Source organism: Streptomyces sp. NPDC050121, assembly GCF_044460385.1.
Taxonomy (GTDB): Bacteria; Actinomycetota; Actinomycetes; order Streptomycetales; family Streptomycetaceae; genus Streptomyces; species Streptomyces soliscabiei.
This window is the reverse complement of sequence record NZ_JBITJV010000059.1, coordinates 1-15,010: the sequence shown is the minus strand read 5'-3', so window position 1 is coordinate 15,010 and position 15,010 is coordinate 1. Positions and strand designations below refer to the sequence as shown.

Genomic DNA, 15,010 nt, shown 5'->3' with positions numbered 1-15,010 from the left:
GCACAGGTCTACCGGTGGTGAGCGACCGATCTCGCAGGGTTGCGGGAAACGTGTACGGACAGCGACCGGAGGGGGTATCGTGCCCGCCCGGCATATGCCAGACGGTACTTGCCCTCACACGGGGTCGACGTGCCCCCGCCCCTCGGCGTCGCCCTTCAGCAGATCCCGGCCGAACTCGACCATCTTCTTCGCGTAGTCCTCGGTCCACTCGGCGCGCTCGGCGATGTCCGCCGTCGTCAGCCGGTCGAAGCGGCGCGGATCGGCGAGCTGCGCCGCCGCCATCGCCTGGAACTCCACCGCCCGGTCGGCCGCCGCCCGGAACGCGAGCGTCAGCTCCGTCGCCCGCGCCAGCAGTGCGGCCGGATCGTCTATCGACTCCAGGTCGAAGAAGTGCTCCGGATCACCGGCTGCCTCGGCGGGCTCGAAGAGCAGGGGCGCGGGGCGTAGCCGCTGTTCGTTCCGACGCGGCGTGGGCTCCGCCATGTCTTGGCCTCCTCGTACGGTTCGGATGCGGACCACCTTCCATTGTCCCCCGGTCGCGCAAGGGGCCCTGGCCTCGCCCTCTCAAGGCCCCCGCCCGCCTCGATGTTCCCGTCCGCATCACCCCTTCCAGCCCACCCGGTGCTCCGCGAGATGCGCCAGCACCGCGTGGTTCGCTTCCCAGCCGTCCGGGAATTTCACCAGGGTGCCCAGCTGGACCGGTTCCGTGGACGGGTAGTCGTCGAGGAGGTCGCTCACGCCTGCCCGGCAGACGACCACGCACGCGTGCCGGTGGCGGGAGGCCAGGACGCACAGGCGGCCCGTCTCCAGGTGGAATGCGGTGGCGTCGGGGCGGCCGGAGAGCGGGTGCAGGATCACCGTGACGTCGAACTCCATGCCCTGGAGGCGGTTCGCCGTGTCCACCGTGACGTCCGCGACGCCCAGTTCCGCCAGTGCCGCCCGTACCGCCGCCGCCTGGTCGCGGTGGGCCGTGCCGACGGCGACCCGGTCGGCGGTCAGGGCAGTGGGGGCGTCCGAGCGTTCGGAGGTGGCCGCGCCGCCTCGGTCCAGGAGGCGTCGCACGACCGTCGCGACCGCCCGCACCGCCTCCGGGTCGGTGCGGGGCGTGTGCCGGGCGGGCAGCTCCAGCAGGCCCCAGCCGGACTCCGCCGCCTCGTCGATCACCCGGTCGGCGCCCGAGCCGTCCGAGGGCACGGCGAAGGACAGCCGGCGGTCGCCGTGGCCGGTGCCGCTGCGGAACGGCGTGTAGGGGTAGAAGGCGTCCGAGACCAGCGGCGCCGCCGACGCCGGGAGCCGCCAGGACACCGGGAGGCGGTGCTGCGGCAGCTCGGGGTTGTGTGCGAGGAGCGTCGAGACGGCCGAGGCCGACGGGTCGTACGACAGGCCCGCCCACTGCTCGCCGCCGACGATCGAGAACGGGTCCAGCTGCCCCGGGTCGCCCACGAACAGCGCCCGCTCGAACAGCCCGGCCACGGCCAGCAGCCCGTCCGACCGCATCTGGTAGGCCTCGTCCACGATCGCGTGCCGCCATGGCTCGTCGACCTTCACATGCGCCCACTTGGCGGCGGTGGAGATCACCACCGGCAGCCCGGCCAGCTCCGCCGCCTTCGCCGACTTCCGTACGTTCGGCAGCTCCTCCAGCGCCTTGTCGTACGGGTCGGCGTCGCTGCTGTGCAGGCGACCCACCGGCAGCTCGGGGTTCTTCTCGGCGAGCCGCACGACCAGATCGTCGACCTGCGCGTTGGTCTGCGCCACCACCATCAACGAGCGCCCCGCGTCGGCGAGTTCGAGCGCCGCGCGCACGACCAGCGTGGACTTCCCGGCCCCGGGCGGGGAGTCCACGACGACCCCGCGCGCGGTGCCGTGCAGCGTGTCGCGCAGGATCGCGTCGGTGGCCCGGCCGGCGGTGGCACCGGGGTCGAAGACGGCCTCGGTGGTCAAAGCAGGTCCTCCTGGGTCATCGGGTCGGCGGCTTCCGGTCCGGCGGCCGCCTCACCCGGCGGACCGCCGTGCGTCCACGGAGTGTCCTCCGGGTCGGGCAGCTTCGCGCCGCCGCGCTGTTCGTGTTCGAAGAGCGTGAAGCAGAGCAAATCGCCCTTCTCCGGCACGGACCCCGCCTCGGGCTCCTTGCCGCGGCCCATCTTGTCGACGATCCGCAGCACCAGCAGGCCCTCCTCCACCTGCTCCACGAACTCCGCCGCCTGCGGCTTCCCGCCCAGCGACCGGAACACCTTCGCCCGCCCCGCGAGCTGCGGCCGGTCGTCCGTCCGCACGGTGACCAGCGGGCGCGGGCTCGGCCGCCTGCCCTCGCTGTACGCCATGACGACGTCGACGACCTCGCCCGCGAACGCCTCCCCGGCCAGCCGCCGCCCGGCCATCACCAGCGGGTCGTCCAGCGCCTCCTGGGCCTCCAGGCGGGCCTGTTCGCGCTCGCGGGTGGCGAGCTTGTTCGCGGCGGTGACCGCGTCGTCGCGGCGGGGCTGCGGGGGCTCTCCGGCGACGACCCGGTCGCGGTGCCCGGTGAACGACCAGCGGTCGCGCGTCCACCGCTCCTCGACGTGCGCGCCCTCCGGCAGAGCCCGCAACAGGTCCAGGCCGTCCCAGACCTTCTCCCAGGTGGGGAGCGTCCGACTGCCCACCAGCGCGCGGATCTCCTGCTCGGCGGCGCTGAGCGCGCCCAGCCGGTCGTCGGCCTGCAGGCCGTCCTCGGCGGCGGCCAGGGCGGTGCGCGCGCGGTCGTAGCGCTCGAAGGCCGGGGCGAGCAGCTTGTTGTCGAACGCCGGGTCGGTCGCCGGACCGGCCGGTGGGCACAGCAGCTGCCCCGCCTCGTCCCGCGCGAGCTCCGCCCGCAGCGCCGCCGCCGCGCCCGTCTCTGCCCGCTGGGGGTCCCCCCGGTCGAGCGAATCCGAGACTGGGGGAGGGGCGATCCAGGCGAGCAACGCCCCCAGATGCTGGTCCTCGAGGCTGGACTGTCCCGTCGCCCAGTGCCGGCCCAGCACCTCCGTCAGCGCCAGCAGCAGCGACGACCCCGGCACCCGGGACCGCTCCCCGAAGTGCGTCAGCCACCGCCCGAGCAGCGGCACGCGCGCAGGCGCCGGATACGGCGTCTCGGGGTCCTGTTCCGCCGTACGCCTGAAGCGCATGGAGCGGCCCAGGAGGCGGACGAAGTCGACGCCGGCGCGGCTCGGGACGATCAGCTGGGGCGCATCGGCGCACAGCTCGACCTCGACCTTGACGCGCTTGCCGGTCTCCGGGTCGGTCTCGCTCCGTTCGGCGGCCTCCACGGCGTCCGCGTAGCCGTCGATGTACGGCAGGACGATGTCGGCCAGTTCGGCGAGGAACGCGAACCTGAGGTCGCGGTCGCGCGGCTGCGGTACGACGAGCAGGCGCGGCGCGGTCCGGTCGGTGCCGACCAGTGCGCCCAGCGGGGCGCCGGCCTCACCGGCGGTGGTGAGCGGCACCAGGACCAGCGGCCGCTCGGAGAGGCGCCGGTGGCGGACGGTGGCGGTGGGCTGGGCGCGGCCGGTGTGGACGGCCTCCAGGCGGGCGAGGGTGGCGATCAGTGACACATCGCCCCCAGGGCTTCGGCGCGCAGCTGTGCGGCTCTGCGCAGGGCGGCCACCGCCGGGTCCGTGGGGTCTCCGGCCTCGCCGCGGGCCGCCGCGAGGACGTCCTCGACGGTCGTCAGGTCGCCGAGTTCGGCGCGCACGGACCGGCCCAGCGAGGTGACCGCGCCGGCCGCGCGGGAGCGGTCGCGGCAGTGGAAGGCCAGCTCGCAGGCGGCCAGGCACTCGGGCGCGTACGTCGCCGGGATGGATTCGACGGCGGCCGTGAGCTGCTCGGCGGGCAGGTCGGGGGAGAAGCAGGCGCCCGCGGGGAGGGCGTCGGCGATGTCCTGGATGCGGGTGAGGCGGGCCAGTTGGCGGGCGGTGACGGCGCGCTGCTTGCGCACGTCCACGGCGGAGGCGGTGGGCAGGTTGGAGAAGTCCTTGGGGCAGACCAGGAGCACGCGGTGACGCACGCGCGGGGCCGGGTCGAGACGGGCGGCGACCTCCTCCAGGGCCAGCACGTAGACGGCGGCCTGCCGGGCGGCGGCGCCGACCTTCGCCGGGTCCGCCGAACCGTCCAGCATCGGAAAGGACTTGATCTCCACGACCGTCCAGCTGCCGTCCGGGTGCACCACCACCGCGTCCGGCTCCAGGAAGGCGGGGGAGCCCGCGACGTCCAGCGCGATCATCGGGTGGTCCAGCAGCGTCCAGGTGCCGCTCGCCGCGGTGGCCTCGCGCAGCGCCAGCGCCGTGCGCGCGGTGCGGCCCTCGGGGCCGATCGCGGACAGGTCGGGCACGGCGGCGCCGGCGGGCGGGGTGGCGGCCGGGTCCAGCCGCTCGTGCACCAGCCGCAGCAGTTCCGCGCCGCCGTCCGCCTTCACCTTGGCCTCGAACGCGTTGCCGCGCGTGAGGGCGAACTGGGACTGTCCGAATGCCGACGGCGAACCCAGCGCGCCCGCCACCGCCGCCTTGTCCACCCCGGCGCCGTCGAGGATCGCGCGCCGCTTGCAGCCCGGGTTGGCGGCGAGCGCCGCGAGGGCCCGGGCGTCCAGCGCCTTGGCCGGTACGTCCGGGCCGCGCAGCTCAGCGAGCCGCTGCCGGAGCGCCGTCCCCCGCGTCCGAGGGAGAGGCACCCGGGTCGGCTCCGGGCCGAAGCCGTGACTCGCGCTGCCGTGGAATTCGCTCACCCGGGGAAGTCTGGCATCCGCCACTGACAATCGAGGCCGATGCGCCGGGAGAGTCCGCCGGGAGCAGCGGGACCCGGGCCGTGAACCACACCCGCGCGCGGTCCGCGCCGCGCATCACCAGCGGGGTCAGCAGCAGTCCGACGCCCATCACGGCGGCGCCCGCGACCGCGTCGAGGAAGTAGTGGTTGGCGGTGCCCATCACCACGAGCGTCGTCACCAGCGGGTAGACGACGCCCGCCGTCTTCGCGAGGCGGGTGCCGCCGTGGCGCCACAGCATCACGCCGCACCACAGGGCCCAGCCGACGTGCAGGCTCGGCATGGCCGCGTACTGGTTCGTCATGCCGCCCATGCCGCGCGGGGCGCTCGCCTCGCCGCCCCACCAGCCGTACGAGCTGTACTGGGCCATCGTGTCCACGAAGCCGTGGCCCGCCGACAGCAGCCGGGGCGGGCAGGTGGGCAGCAGGGTGAAGCCGATGAGGCCCATGAAGGTGGAGGTCATCAGCCAGGTGCGGGCGGCCCGGTAGCGCACGGCCCGGGACCGGAACAGCCAGACCAGGATCGCGGGCGTCACCACGTAGTGCAGCGACGCGTACCAGAAGTCGGCCGGTACGCCGATCCACGCCTGGGTTCTGAACAGCCGGTTCAGCGGGTGCTCGGCGTTGATGTGCAGGAACTTCTCGATGCGCAGGATCGCCAGGCCGTGGTCGACCGCCGTCGTGACGTCGCCGCGCGCGAGCAGACGCCCCGCCGAGTAGCAGGCGTACACCAGCACGATCAGGGGCAGCTCGGTCCACCAGCGCAGCCGTGTCCGCGGGGCCGCCTCGGTGCCTGGTGTCTCGGTCTGCGGCATCCGATTGCCTGCCCCTTCTTGTCGCTGTGTACTCGTCGCTGCGGCGCCGGTGGCGCGGGACATGCCACTTTACGGCGCATGTACGCGCCCTATACGAGCGCCCCGGCTCTCAAAGACGCTGAGATCGCCCGGCGGGTTGCCCCTGTTCAGGGTGAGCGATGATGGAGGGGTTCCGCCTCCGTTTTCTCCCCTGATCCCTCCAGGGGTTTCCCCGGAAAGGCCCCTTATGGCACCGCGCATCCTGCTGGCCCGGCACGGACAGACGCAGTGGTCGCTGTCCGGCAAGCACACCGGCCGGACCGACGTGCCCCTTCTGGAGGAGGGCCGGCGGGGTGCCAAGCTGCTCGGCGAGCGGCTGCACCGGGCGCCGTTCGACGGTCTGAGGGACGTCGAGATACGCACCAGCCCGCTGGCACGCGCGCGTGAGACGTGCGAACTCGCCGGCTTCGGCGAGCGGGCCACGACCTGGGACACCCTCATGGAGTGGCACTACGGCGCCTACGAGGGTCTGACGCCCGCCGAGATCCAGGCCGTCCGGCCCGGCTGGCTGATCTGGCGTGACGGCGTCCCCGAGGGCGAGACCCTCGCCGAGGTGACCGCCCGCGCGGACGAGGTCGTCGGCTGGGCGCGCTCGGCCGAGCGGGATGTGCTGGTCTTCGCCCACGGGCACATCCTCCGCTCCATAGGGGCACGCTGGCTGGGTCTGCCGCTGGACTTCGCGGCCCGTATCCGGCTGAACCCGACGTCGCTTTCGGTCCTGGGCTGGGCGTACGGCGAACCGGCGATCGAGAGCTGGAACGACCTCGGGCACCTCGCGTAGGGACGGCCTTGGCTGGGAGCCGGGGGTTCACACCGTCCGCGGGGTCGAGGCGTGCCGTTCCAGGAACGTCGAGACGCCCGCCGCCCGCCGGTGCGGCAGCAGGACCCGCGCCGTTCCGGCCAGCATCGTCTGGATCCGGGACGACTGGACCTGGTCCAGCAGGTCCAGGACGCGCATCCCGGCCACCGCCGCCTCGTCGGGGTGGCCCCAGCGCGCGAGATCGTCCGCCAGCTCGGCCGTGTACAGCGCGATGTTGCGGGTGAAGTGCGGGTCCTGGAGTTCCGCCGCCCGTCCCGCATGCCGGGCCGCGCGCGGCCAGTCGCCCAGCGTCGACCAGCACTGTGCCTTGAGCCCCTCCAGCTCGGCCGCGCCGTAGAAGCTCATCCACTCGGGGTCGTCGTCACAGGGGCCGCGGTCGTAGAGGGCCTGCGCGCGGACCAGGGCCTGCTCGCAGCCGGTGCGGTCGGCGAGCCCCGCCCAGCCGCCCGCCTCGCGCAGCGCGAGCAGCGACATCAGGCGGGGGGAGCCCAGCGGGCGGGCGACGCGCTGGGCGGCCTGGGCGGCACGGACGGCCTCGCGGGGGCGGCCCGCGTCCCGGGCGAGGAACGCCGTGTTGCAGAAGGCGTGCGCCTCCAGCGCCTGGTCGCCGGTCATCCGGGCGGTGGCGAGGGCCTCCGCGTAGTGCGAACGCGCGTCGTCGAACCGGCCCGAGTCGTGGGCCAGCCAGCCCACGGAGATGGCGAGCTCCCCTGCCCCGGAGTGGAGCCGGTCGGCGGTGGTCTGCCGGGTCGTCCCGGCGTCCAGCAGCGCGTAGGCGGCGCGCAGTGGAGCGGCCGCGCGCCGGTAGAGGCCGTCGGCCCCGTGTCGGTCGTCCAGCAGCCGGATCCGGCGGACCGCTTCTTCGAGGGCGCCCGCCTCGCTCGTCCCCGCGCGGCGCCCGGGCCGTGCCGCGGCCGACGCGTCGGGGGCGAGCCCCAGGGGGCCCAGGGTGGCGGCGGCCATCGTGGCGCCTCCGCCGGTCATGAATGCGCGACGCAGCACGTCGCTCTCCTCGTCGTTGTGGTGCGTGTCGTACGGGTCCTGCGTGTCATACGGCTCGTGCGCCCTGCCCGTCTCACCCGTGTTCCGCCCGTCACTCGTGGTGCGCTCCGGTCTTGTGGTGTGCGTGGAGGGCGCGTCCTCGGTGATGCGCGCCCCCCGTCCGCGAACGGACGAGCGGGGCGCGAATCCCAGATCGGTCAGCGTGCGGCCGGGGAACATGTGCAGGAACACCCGTTCGTACGCGTAGTTGGGGCAGCGGATCTCCCCCGCCTCGACCCGCCCGATGTAGCGCGCGTCACAGCTGACCCGCTCGCCGATCTCGCGCGCGGCCCGCCGTACGAGCGCGGCGAACTCGGCCGGCGAGCGCCGTCCACGCACCTGCCGGAAGGCGAGGTTGGGCCGGGCCGGCCGGTCGGGCCGAGGTGGGGGCACCGTTGACGACGCCATGGCCGGGTCCTCTCGTGCGAACCGTCGAACCATGCCGGAGTCGGGGTGAGTCGTCCGTGTGGCACCCTTGTTCCCGGCGGGCAAGAACGTACCTGCTGTGCTCGGGCCGGCATGCGCTGTTTCGCTACAAACGGGATATCTCATCCGTGATCTGCCATGAACTGCCATCCTTTGCGGCGTACTTCCGCCGTAGCCCTTGACGCCGTGCCGCGTTGAGCCTTGCGGACCAGGGCCTGTCCGGCGGATCAAGTCGCAGGAAAGCAGCGTCGCCTGATCGACGCAGGTGAGCGGGGGAGGGCGTGGCATCCCCCGCGTCTGCGGCATGATCCGCCGGACAGGCCCTACAGGCGGGCTGCGCGGTGGAGGCCGGGATGGAGACCAGCCAGAGCAACGATCCTTGTGTGCCGTCGGGGGCGGCGTGCGACCTAGTGACGGTGCCGACCCGGCAGGGGCTGGAGGCCGTCGACATCCTGCGGAGGGCGTCGGCCGGGGACGGGGTGGGGCCCGTCCTGCACGACGACGGCGGCGGCGCCCTCGGCTTCGTGGTCCCGGCCGGGACGGCGGCGTCCTGGGACGTACCGGGCAGCACCTGCACACAGACCGACGGCCGCAGACTGAGACTCGCCCCCGAGCCCCCCGTCAAGGGCTCGGACTGGCTGGTACCCCCCGGCGAGGCAGACCTCGCGACGGACCCGGCGGTGCTGCGACAGGCGTTGGGCGAGGCAGCCCGAATGATCGAAGCAGCAGACAGCTGCCGCTGAGCGGCACCCACTGCCCGCCGAACCCACAGCCGTCACCGCTGACGTGGTGGGCCGTCGCCGCCGGCGAGTGGGTGGGCGGCTGGGCGCGCGGGGTGTGCTCGCGGCCTGCGCGGGCGTCGGGCGGGGCAGCCTCGGTGATCGCCGCGGCAGACAGCTGCCGCTGAGCCGCGGCCGGTCGGCACCGCCGCGCCGGGCCGCAGCTGCCCCGCAGGCAGTCGGCAGTCGGCGCCGTACCCGCGGGCCGTCGGCGCCGTACCCGCGGGCCGTCGGCGCCGAAGCCGCATGCTGTCGGCGCCGTACCCGCGGGCCGTCGGCGCCGAAGCCGCATGCCGTTGCTGCTGTACCCGCGGGCCGTCGGCGTTGGAACGCCGCTGCTCACCGGCGAACCCGCAGGGGGCGGCTTGGCTGGGCGCGCGGGGGGTGTTCGGGGGCTGCGAAAATGTCGTCATGGGAAAGTCCAGGAACACCCGGCGTGAGCGGGACGCCGAAGCCGCTGTCGTCGAGACCGTCGACGGCGGACTCGCCCAGCTCATACCCGACCGGGACCGGGCGCGGGCCTGGACGCTGCTCATAGACGGCGCCCCCCAGTCGCACGTCGACCTCGACGACCCCGCCCACCTCTCCTTCGAGTACCAGCGCCGCCTCGGCCACGTCATCGACCTCACCGCACCGCCCGGCAAGCCCCTGCACGCCGTGCATCTCGGCGGCGGTGCCTTCACCCTCGCCCGGTACGTCGCCGCCACCCGCCCCCGCTCCACCCAGCAGATCGTCGAACGGGACGCGGCCCTCGTCCAACTGGTGCGCCGGGAGCTGCCGTTGGACCCGGGGGCGCGGATCAGGGTCAGGTCGGCCGATGCGCGCGAAGGGCTCGCCAAGGTGCCCGACGGGTGGGCCGACCTCGTCATAGCCGACGTGTTCAGCGCCGCCCGCACCCCCGCCCACCTCACCTCGACGGAGTTCCTCGACGAGGTCCGCAGGGCGCTGAAGCCCGGCGGGCGCTACGCCGCCAACCTCGCCGACGGCCCGCCGCTCGCCCACCTGCGCGGCCAGATCGCCACCGCCGCCGCCCGCTTCCCGGAACTCGCGCTGGTCGCCGACCCGACCGTGCTGCGGGGCAAACGGTTCGGCAACGCCGTACTCGTCGCCTCCGACCTGCCCCTGCCGATCGCCGAGCTGACCCGCCGGGCCGCCTCCGACCCGCACCCCGGGCGGGTCGAGCACGGCCGCACCCTCATCGACTTCACCGGCGGGGCGATGCCGGTCGCGGACGCGTCGGCGGTCGCGTCCCCGGCCCCGCCGCCGTCGGTGTTCCGCTAGCGGAACAAGCGGATCGGCGGCAGTCGTCTAGTACGTGCCCACCTCGACGTGCGGTGGGCCGTCGTGCCAGGTGCAGAACACCGAGACGCGGTCCGCGCCGGAGCTGAACTCCACCCGGATCCATGACTCCGTCTTCCATACCTGCATCGACCAGCCCGCGCCCGGGGTCGCCGAGACGAGCGTCGCGGAGGTCGTGCCGAGGTCGAAGACGACCCGGCCGCCGTCGGTGTCGTAGCTCTTGACCGTGCCGGCGGGGATGGGGGAGGACGGCTTCGTGTTCGTGGGGGTCGTCGGTGCGGGCGCGGGGGAGGTGCGGCTGGGCGTCGGGGACGCGCTGGACGGACTCGGTGAGCGGGACGGCGGCCGGCTCGGCGTCGGTGTCGTCAGGGGTTTCGCGTCCTGGGTGGTCGCCTCGCCCGCCGTCAGCGGCAGGGCGCGCGGCGGGTCGTAGGCCGTCCCCGCCATCACCGTGTGGACGCCCCACCACGACAGCGTGACCGCCGCGCCCGTGGCGAGCGCCCAGGCCAGCAGGTGTACGAGTCCTCTGCGCATCGCGGCCATCTTGCCCCACGCGCCTCACCCGTGTCGCACAGATGTCCCCTCCACCACGCCCGGCCGCCTCACCGGTTGTCCACAATCGTTTGGTTGTCCACAGGCCCGGATGGGGCTCGGCGGTATGGCGTAGGTTGCGGCGCATGGCAAGTGTGCTCGTGGTCGAGGACGACCAGTTCGTACGCTCGGCGCTCATCCGGCAGCTGACCGACGCCTCGCACACGGTGCGCAGCGTCGGCACGGCGCTGGAGGCGCTGCGCGAGGTCGCGCATTTCCGCTTCGACGTGGTCGTCCTCGACCTCGGACTGCCCGATCTGGACGGCTCCGAGGCCCTGAAGATGCTGCGCGGCATCACGGACGTGCCGGTCATCATCGCCACCGCGCGCGACGACGAGACGGAGATCGTGCGGCTGCTCAACGCGGGCGCGGACGACTATCTGACGAAGCCGTTCTCGGTGGAGCACCTGTCGGCCCGGATGGCGGCGGTGCTGCGGCGGGCCCGGCCCGGCGCCGGGGAGCCCCCGCCCTCCGCCGTCCTGCGGGTCGGCGGCCTGACCGTCGACCCGCTGCGCCGCCAGGCCGAGTTGGACGGCGTACGGCTCGAGCTCACCCGCCGCGAGTTCGACCTGCTGGCCTTCCTCGCGGGCCGGCCGGGGGTCGTCGTCCCGCGCCGGGAGCTGCTGGCCGAGGTGTGGCAGCAGTCCTACGGCGACGACCAGACCATCGACGTCCATCTGTCGTGGCTGCGCCGCAAACTGGGCGAGACGGCGGCCCGGCCGCGCTATCTGCACACCCTGCGGGGCGTCGGCGTGAAGCTCGAACCCCCGGGGGAAGCGGAGCCGGCACTATGAGGTGGGCGCTGGTCAAGGTCTGTCTGGCGGTCACCACGATGGTCGTCGTCGCCTTCGCGGTCCCGCTCGGACTCGTCATCAAGGAGATGGCCCGCGACCGCGCGTTCTCCAACGCGGAGCGGGAGGCCGCGGTCGTGGTCCCGGCGCTGTCCATCACGACCGACCGCGACCAGCTGGAGCGGGTCGTCGCCTCGGCCGGTTCCGACGACGGCATGGCCGTGCACCTGCCGGCGAGCGACGGCCGGGTCGCCGTCGACCTCGGCCGGCAGCGCGCCGCCGACCCCGACATCGCGGCCGTACGGAAACTGGGCCGCGTCTCCACCGCCGAGGTCCCCGGGGGTTCCGCGCTGCTCCAGCCCGTCGCGCTGAGCCTGGGGACGGCGGTGATCGAGGTGTACGTCCCCGAGTCAGAGGTGAGCAACGGCGTCGGCACGGCCTGGGCGGTGCTCGCGGCCGTCGGGGTCGCGCTGGTCGTCGGCTCGGTCGCGGTCGCCGACCGGCTGGGCGTACGGATGGTGCAGCCGGCGAGGCGCCTGGTCGAGGGCGCACACGAGTTGGGGGAGGGAAAGCTGGGGGCGAGGGTCCCGGAGGAGGGTCCGGACGAACTGCGCCTGGCAGCGGTGGCGTTCAACGCCATGGCCGACCAGGTGGTCCAACTGCTGGCGAACGAGCGGGAGTTGGCGGCCGACCTGTCGCACCGCCTGCGTACCCCGCTCACCGTGCTCCGGCTCAACGCGGCCTCCCTCGGCGACTCCCCGGCGGCCGAGCAGACCAGGACGGCGGTCGCCCAGTTGGAGCGCGAGGTGGACACCATCATCCGTACGGCACGGGAGGCGAAACCGCAGACGACGGCCCTCGGTCCGGGCGCCGGCTGTGACGCGGCGGAGGTGGTCCGGGAGCGGATGGCGTTCTGGTCGGCGCTCGCGGAGGACGAGGGCCGCAAGGTGCGCACGGCCGGCGTCGACCGCCCGGTCCGCATACCCGTGGCCCGCACCGAGCTGGCCGCCGCCCTGGACGCCCTCCTCGGCAACGTGTTCCGGCACACCCCGGAGGGCACCGCCTTCGCGGTCGACGTCCACAACGGCGAGGACGCGGTGATCGTCCTGGTCTCGGACGCGGGGCCCGGCATACCCGACCCCGAGTCGGCGATGGCCCGCGGCCGTGGCTCGGGCGCCACCGGCTCGACCGGCCTGGGCCTGGACATAGTCCGCAGACTCGCCGAGTCGACAGGCGGCGACGTCCGTATCGGCTCATCGGTGCTGGGCGGCACGGAGATACGCGTCTGGATCCAGCTGGGCGGGCGGGAGCCGGTGCGCAAGGGGCATCGGGGGGCTGTGCGGAAGCGGAGACGGGCGGTGGTGAGGTGACGCGCGGAGAGGGGGAGCGGAGTTCGCCCCCTACGTCGACACCTCCCTCTACCCCGCCTTCGACCTCCTCGCGAGCGCGAGCGCGACTGGTCTGAAGGAGTGCACCCTCGCGTTCGTCACCGACGGCGGCGGCTGCACGCCGAAGTGGGGCGGGGTGACCGACGTCGGGAGCGACGGGGTGGCCGCACAGATCGGGGCGCTCAGGGCGAAGCGCGGCGACGTCTGGCTCTCCTTCGGCGGAGCCTTTGGCGCAGAGCTCGCCACCACCTGCTCCTCGGCGGACGCGTTGGCGACGGCGTACGGGAAGGTCGTGGACCACGCTCCCCGTCATGCCCGATGGGCATGACCCAGGGCGGTGTGAGTTTGCTCTCCGCTGCCAAGGCCAACGGTGTGAAGGCGGCCACTGTCAACGTCATGGCCATGGACTACGGTCCGGCCTGCAGCGGTGACACGGGTAGTACGCCGAACAGGCCGCCACCGCTACTCATGCCCAGGTCAAGAGTGTGTTGGGGCGCAGTGGCAGCGCCGCCTGGAAGGCGGTCGCGGTCACCCCGGCGATCGGTGTGAACGACGTCAGGTCCGAGGTCTTCAAGGTCGAGGACGCCACCCAGCTCGTCGCTTTCGCGAAGTCGAAGGGTCTCGGCCGGCTGTCGATGTGGTCGGCGACCCGCGACAAGCAGTGCCCGGGTGGGGCCAGGAACTACGCCGACGCCACCTGTAGCTCCGTCCTCCAGGCCGACTCCGCGTTCTCGGAAGCCTTTGCCGCCCTCAAACGATCAAGAAAACGATCAAGGGAGCAACCGAGGCGGTGATCAAGGAGCGCCAGCGTATGTGATCAATGGGTGATCAAGGCGTGTCGATTACGTTTCGACAAATGAGGTCAGCGGCTCTTGACGCATGACGGGACATACGGCTGTTATTGCGCCACCCAGTGTTCGGTCAAGTTGATTTCTGGTCGATTGAGATCAGTTTTCAGCCAACCTCATGGCCGAACCTCGCGTCAGGAGCCGTTCATGCACCACCTCACCCCCTCCGGCCGCCTCGCCCTCCCCTCGCTGCCCTCGGCGAGTCGCCGCTCGGTACTGCGCGGCATGGGCGCCGCGGCCGCCCTGGGCGCCGGCATACCCCTGCTGTCGGCCTGCGGCGGCAGCGGCACGGCGACCGACTCGAAGACGGTCACCCTCGGCTCCAACGCCTCCGACGCCGTCCCGAAGAACGCCTTCGCCGAGATCTACGCGGCGTTCAAGAAGCAGTCCGGGATCACGGTCGATGTGAACACCAAGGACCACAACACGTTCCAGGAGCAGATCAACTCCTACCTCCAGGGCACCCCGGACGACGTGTTCAACTGGTTCGCTGGCTACCGCATGCAGTTCTTCGCGGCCAAGAAGCTCGCCACCCCCATCGACGACGTGTGGCAGACCATCGGCGGCAACTTCCCCGACGCGATGAAGGCGCTCAGCAAGGGCGAGGACGGCAAGTACTACTTCGTGCCGCTGTACACGTACCCCTGGGCGCTCTTCTACCGGAAGAGCGTGTTCCAGCAGCACGGGTACACCGTGCCCACCACCTGGGACCAGCTGGTCGCGCTCTGCAAGCAGATGAAGAAGGACGGGCTCGTCCCGATCGCGTTCGGCGACAAGGACGCCTGGCCCGCGCTCGGCACCTTCGACCAGATCAACTTCCGCACCAACGGCTACGACTTCCACGTGGAGCTGATGGCGGGCAAGGCCTCCTGGACCGACGCCAAGGTCCGCAAGACCTTCGACCACTGGGCCGAGATCCTCCCCTACCACCAGGACGGCGCCGTCGGCCGCACCTGGCAGGACGCCGCCCAGACCCTCGTCTCCAAGAAGGCCGGCATGTACCTGCTGGGCACCTTCGTGGCGCAGCAGTTCACCGACAAGGCCGACGCCGACGACCTCGACTTCTTCGCCTTCCCGGAGATCGACCCGACGTACGGCCAGGAGACGGTCGAGGCGCCCACCGACGGCTTCATGCTCTCCAAGGCCCCGAAGAACAAGGCGGCCGCCGTCAAGCTGCTGGAGTTCCTGGGCACCCCGGCGGCCGAGGCGATCTACCTCAAGGCCGACCCGAGCGTGGTGGCCGCCTCCTCCAAGGCCGACACCTCCTCGTACTCCGCGCTGCAGAAGAAGGCGTACGCGATGATCAGTGGCGCCAAGCACCTGACGCAGTTCATGGACCGCGACAGCCGGCCGGACTTCACCTCCACGGTGATGCAGCCCGCGCTGCAGAAGTTCGTCCGCGA

13 protein-coding genes and 1 pseudogene are annotated in these 15,010 nt (G+C 72.9%); 7 read left to right on the top strand and 7 right to left on the bottom strand.

What is annotated here, in order from left to right; genetic code table 11:
* Nucleotides 1-114 precede the first annotated feature (114 nt).
* The 5 genes from ACIBTS_RS45315 to ACIBTS_RS45295 form a co-directional block, all read right to left on the bottom strand.
* Nucleotides 115-483, bottom strand: coding sequence for a hypothetical protein (locus ACIBTS_RS45315; RefSeq protein WP_319674825.1), 369 nt, complete (start codon nt 481-483; stop codon nt 115-117).
* Between the two features lie 117 nt (nt 484-600).
* On the bottom strand, nt 601-1,941 hold the full coding sequence (locus ACIBTS_RS45310; protein ID WP_399327221.1) for an AAA domain-containing protein: 1,341 nt from the start codon (nt 1,939-1,941) through the stop codon (nt 601-603).
* Entirely contained in the window at nt 1,938-3,569 is a 1,632-nt protein-coding gene (locus tag ACIBTS_RS45305; RefSeq protein ID WP_399327219.1) for a hypothetical protein, read from the bottom strand. Before ACIBTS_RS45305 ends, ACIBTS_RS45310 begins: the two co-directional genes overlap by 4 nt.
* Entirely contained in the window at nt 3,560-4,681 is a 1,122-nt protein-coding gene (locus ACIBTS_RS45300) for a hypothetical protein (protein ID WP_399327264.1), read from the bottom strand. The genes ACIBTS_RS45305 and ACIBTS_RS45300 overlap by 10 nt, the downstream gene beginning before the upstream one ends.
* A complete protein-coding gene (locus ACIBTS_RS45295) occupies nt 4,632-5,585 on the bottom strand; it encodes a phosphatase PAP2 family protein (RefSeq protein WP_319674822.1) in 954 nt (317 codons plus the stop codon). Before ACIBTS_RS45295 ends, ACIBTS_RS45300 begins: the two co-directional genes overlap by 50 nt.
* Nucleotides 5,586-5,811: 226 nt before the next feature.
* On the opposite strand from ACIBTS_RS45295, the gene ACIBTS_RS45290 reads away from it, so the two are divergent.
* Nucleotides 5,812-6,405, top strand: a complete 594-nt coding sequence (locus ACIBTS_RS45290) for a histidine phosphatase family protein (RefSeq protein WP_079662045.1) — start codon at nt 5,812-5,814, stop codon at nt 6,403-6,405.
* Nucleotides 6,406-6,432: 27 nt separating this feature from the next.
* Here ACIBTS_RS45290 and ACIBTS_RS45285 read toward each other — a convergent pair whose 3' ends face one another.
* Nucleotides 6,433-7,893 carry a hypothetical protein gene (locus ACIBTS_RS45285; protein ID WP_399327217.1) on the bottom strand — a complete coding sequence of 487 codons (1,461 nt, stop codon included), beginning with the start codon at nt 7,891-7,893 and terminating at the stop codon, nt 6,433-6,435.
* A 371-nt stretch (nt 7,894-8,264) separates the two neighbouring features.
* Here ACIBTS_RS45285 and ACIBTS_RS45280 point away from each other — a divergent pair, with 371 nt between their 5' ends.
* Nucleotides 8,265-8,654: a hypothetical protein gene (locus ACIBTS_RS45280; RefSeq protein WP_319674820.1), complete on the top strand. Its 390-nt coding sequence runs from the start codon at nt 8,265-8,267 to the stop codon at nt 8,652-8,654.
* A gap of 447 nt (nt 8,655-9,101) precedes the next feature.
* A complete protein-coding gene (locus ACIBTS_RS45275) occupies nt 9,102-9,971 on the top strand; it encodes a spermidine synthase (protein WP_399327215.1) in 870 nt (289 codons plus the stop codon).
* Between the two features lie 27 nt (nt 9,972-9,998).
* On the opposite strand, the gene ACIBTS_RS45270 is transcribed toward ACIBTS_RS45275, so the two are convergent.
* Nucleotides 9,999-10,523: a hypothetical protein gene (locus tag ACIBTS_RS45270; RefSeq protein ID WP_399327213.1), complete on the bottom strand. Its 525-nt coding sequence runs from the start codon at nt 10,521-10,523 to the stop codon at nt 9,999-10,001.
* Nucleotides 10,524-10,666: 143 nt separating this feature from the next.
* On the opposite strand from ACIBTS_RS45270, the gene ACIBTS_RS45265 reads away from it, so the two are divergent.
* The 4 genes and pseudogenes from ACIBTS_RS45265 to ACIBTS_RS45250 form a co-directional block, all read left to right on the top strand.
* A complete protein-coding gene (locus tag ACIBTS_RS45265; protein WP_079662049.1) occupies nt 10,667-11,374 on the top strand; it encodes a response regulator transcription factor in 708 nt (235 codons plus the stop codon).
* Nucleotides 11,371-12,741, top strand: a complete 1,371-nt coding sequence (locus tag ACIBTS_RS45260; protein ID WP_399327211.1) for an ATP-binding protein — start codon at nt 11,371-11,373, stop codon at nt 12,739-12,741. Before ACIBTS_RS45265 ends, ACIBTS_RS45260 begins: the two co-directional genes overlap by 4 nt.
* A pseudogene (locus ACIBTS_RS45255) lies at nt 12,737-13,553 on the top strand (chitinase); the annotation flags it as partial. The gene ACIBTS_RS45260 and the pseudogene ACIBTS_RS45255, both read left to right, overlap by 5 nt.
* Before the next feature lie 201 nt (nt 13,554-13,754).
* Nucleotides 13,755-15,010 (top strand): ABC transporter substrate-binding protein (locus ACIBTS_RS45250; protein ID WP_399327209.1); only part of this gene is annotated, 1,256 nt, incomplete at its 3' end.

Excerpts from the sequence above, each read along its gene's own strand:
- ACIBTS_RS45275 (WP_399327215.1), top strand. The coding sequence starts at position 9,102 with ATGGGAAAGTCCAGGAACACCCGGCGTGAGCGGGACGCCGAAGCCGCT.
- ACIBTS_RS45290 (WP_079662045.1), top strand. The coding sequence starts at position 5,812 with ATGGCACCGCGCATCCTGCTGGCCCGGCACGGACAGACGCAGTGGTCG.
- ACIBTS_RS45315 (WP_319674825.1), bottom strand. The coding sequence starts at position 483 with ATGGCGGAGCCCACGCCGCGTCGGAACGAACAGCGGCTACGCCCCGCG.
- ACIBTS_RS45265 (WP_079662049.1), top strand. The coding sequence starts at position 10,667 with ATGGCAAGTGTGCTCGTGGTCGAGGACGACCAGTTCGTACGCTCGGCG.
- ACIBTS_RS45285 (WP_399327217.1), bottom strand. The coding sequence starts at position 7,893 with ATGGCGTCGTCAACGGTGCCCCCACCTCGGCCCGACCGGCCGGCCCGG.
- ACIBTS_RS45270 (WP_399327213.1), bottom strand. The coding sequence starts at position 10,523 with ATGCGCAGAGGACTCGTACACCTGCTGGCCTGGGCGCTCGCCACGGGC.
- ACIBTS_RS45295 (WP_319674822.1), bottom strand. The coding sequence starts at position 5,585 with ATGCCGCAGACCGAGACACCAGGCACCGAGGCGGCCCCGCGGACACGG.
- ACIBTS_RS45280 (WP_319674820.1), top strand. The coding sequence starts at position 8,265 with ATGGAGACCAGCCAGAGCAACGATCCTTGTGTGCCGTCGGGGGCGGCG.
- ACIBTS_RS45260 (WP_399327211.1), top strand. The coding sequence starts at position 11,371 with ATGAGGTGGGCGCTGGTCAAGGTCTGTCTGGCGGTCACCACGATGGTC.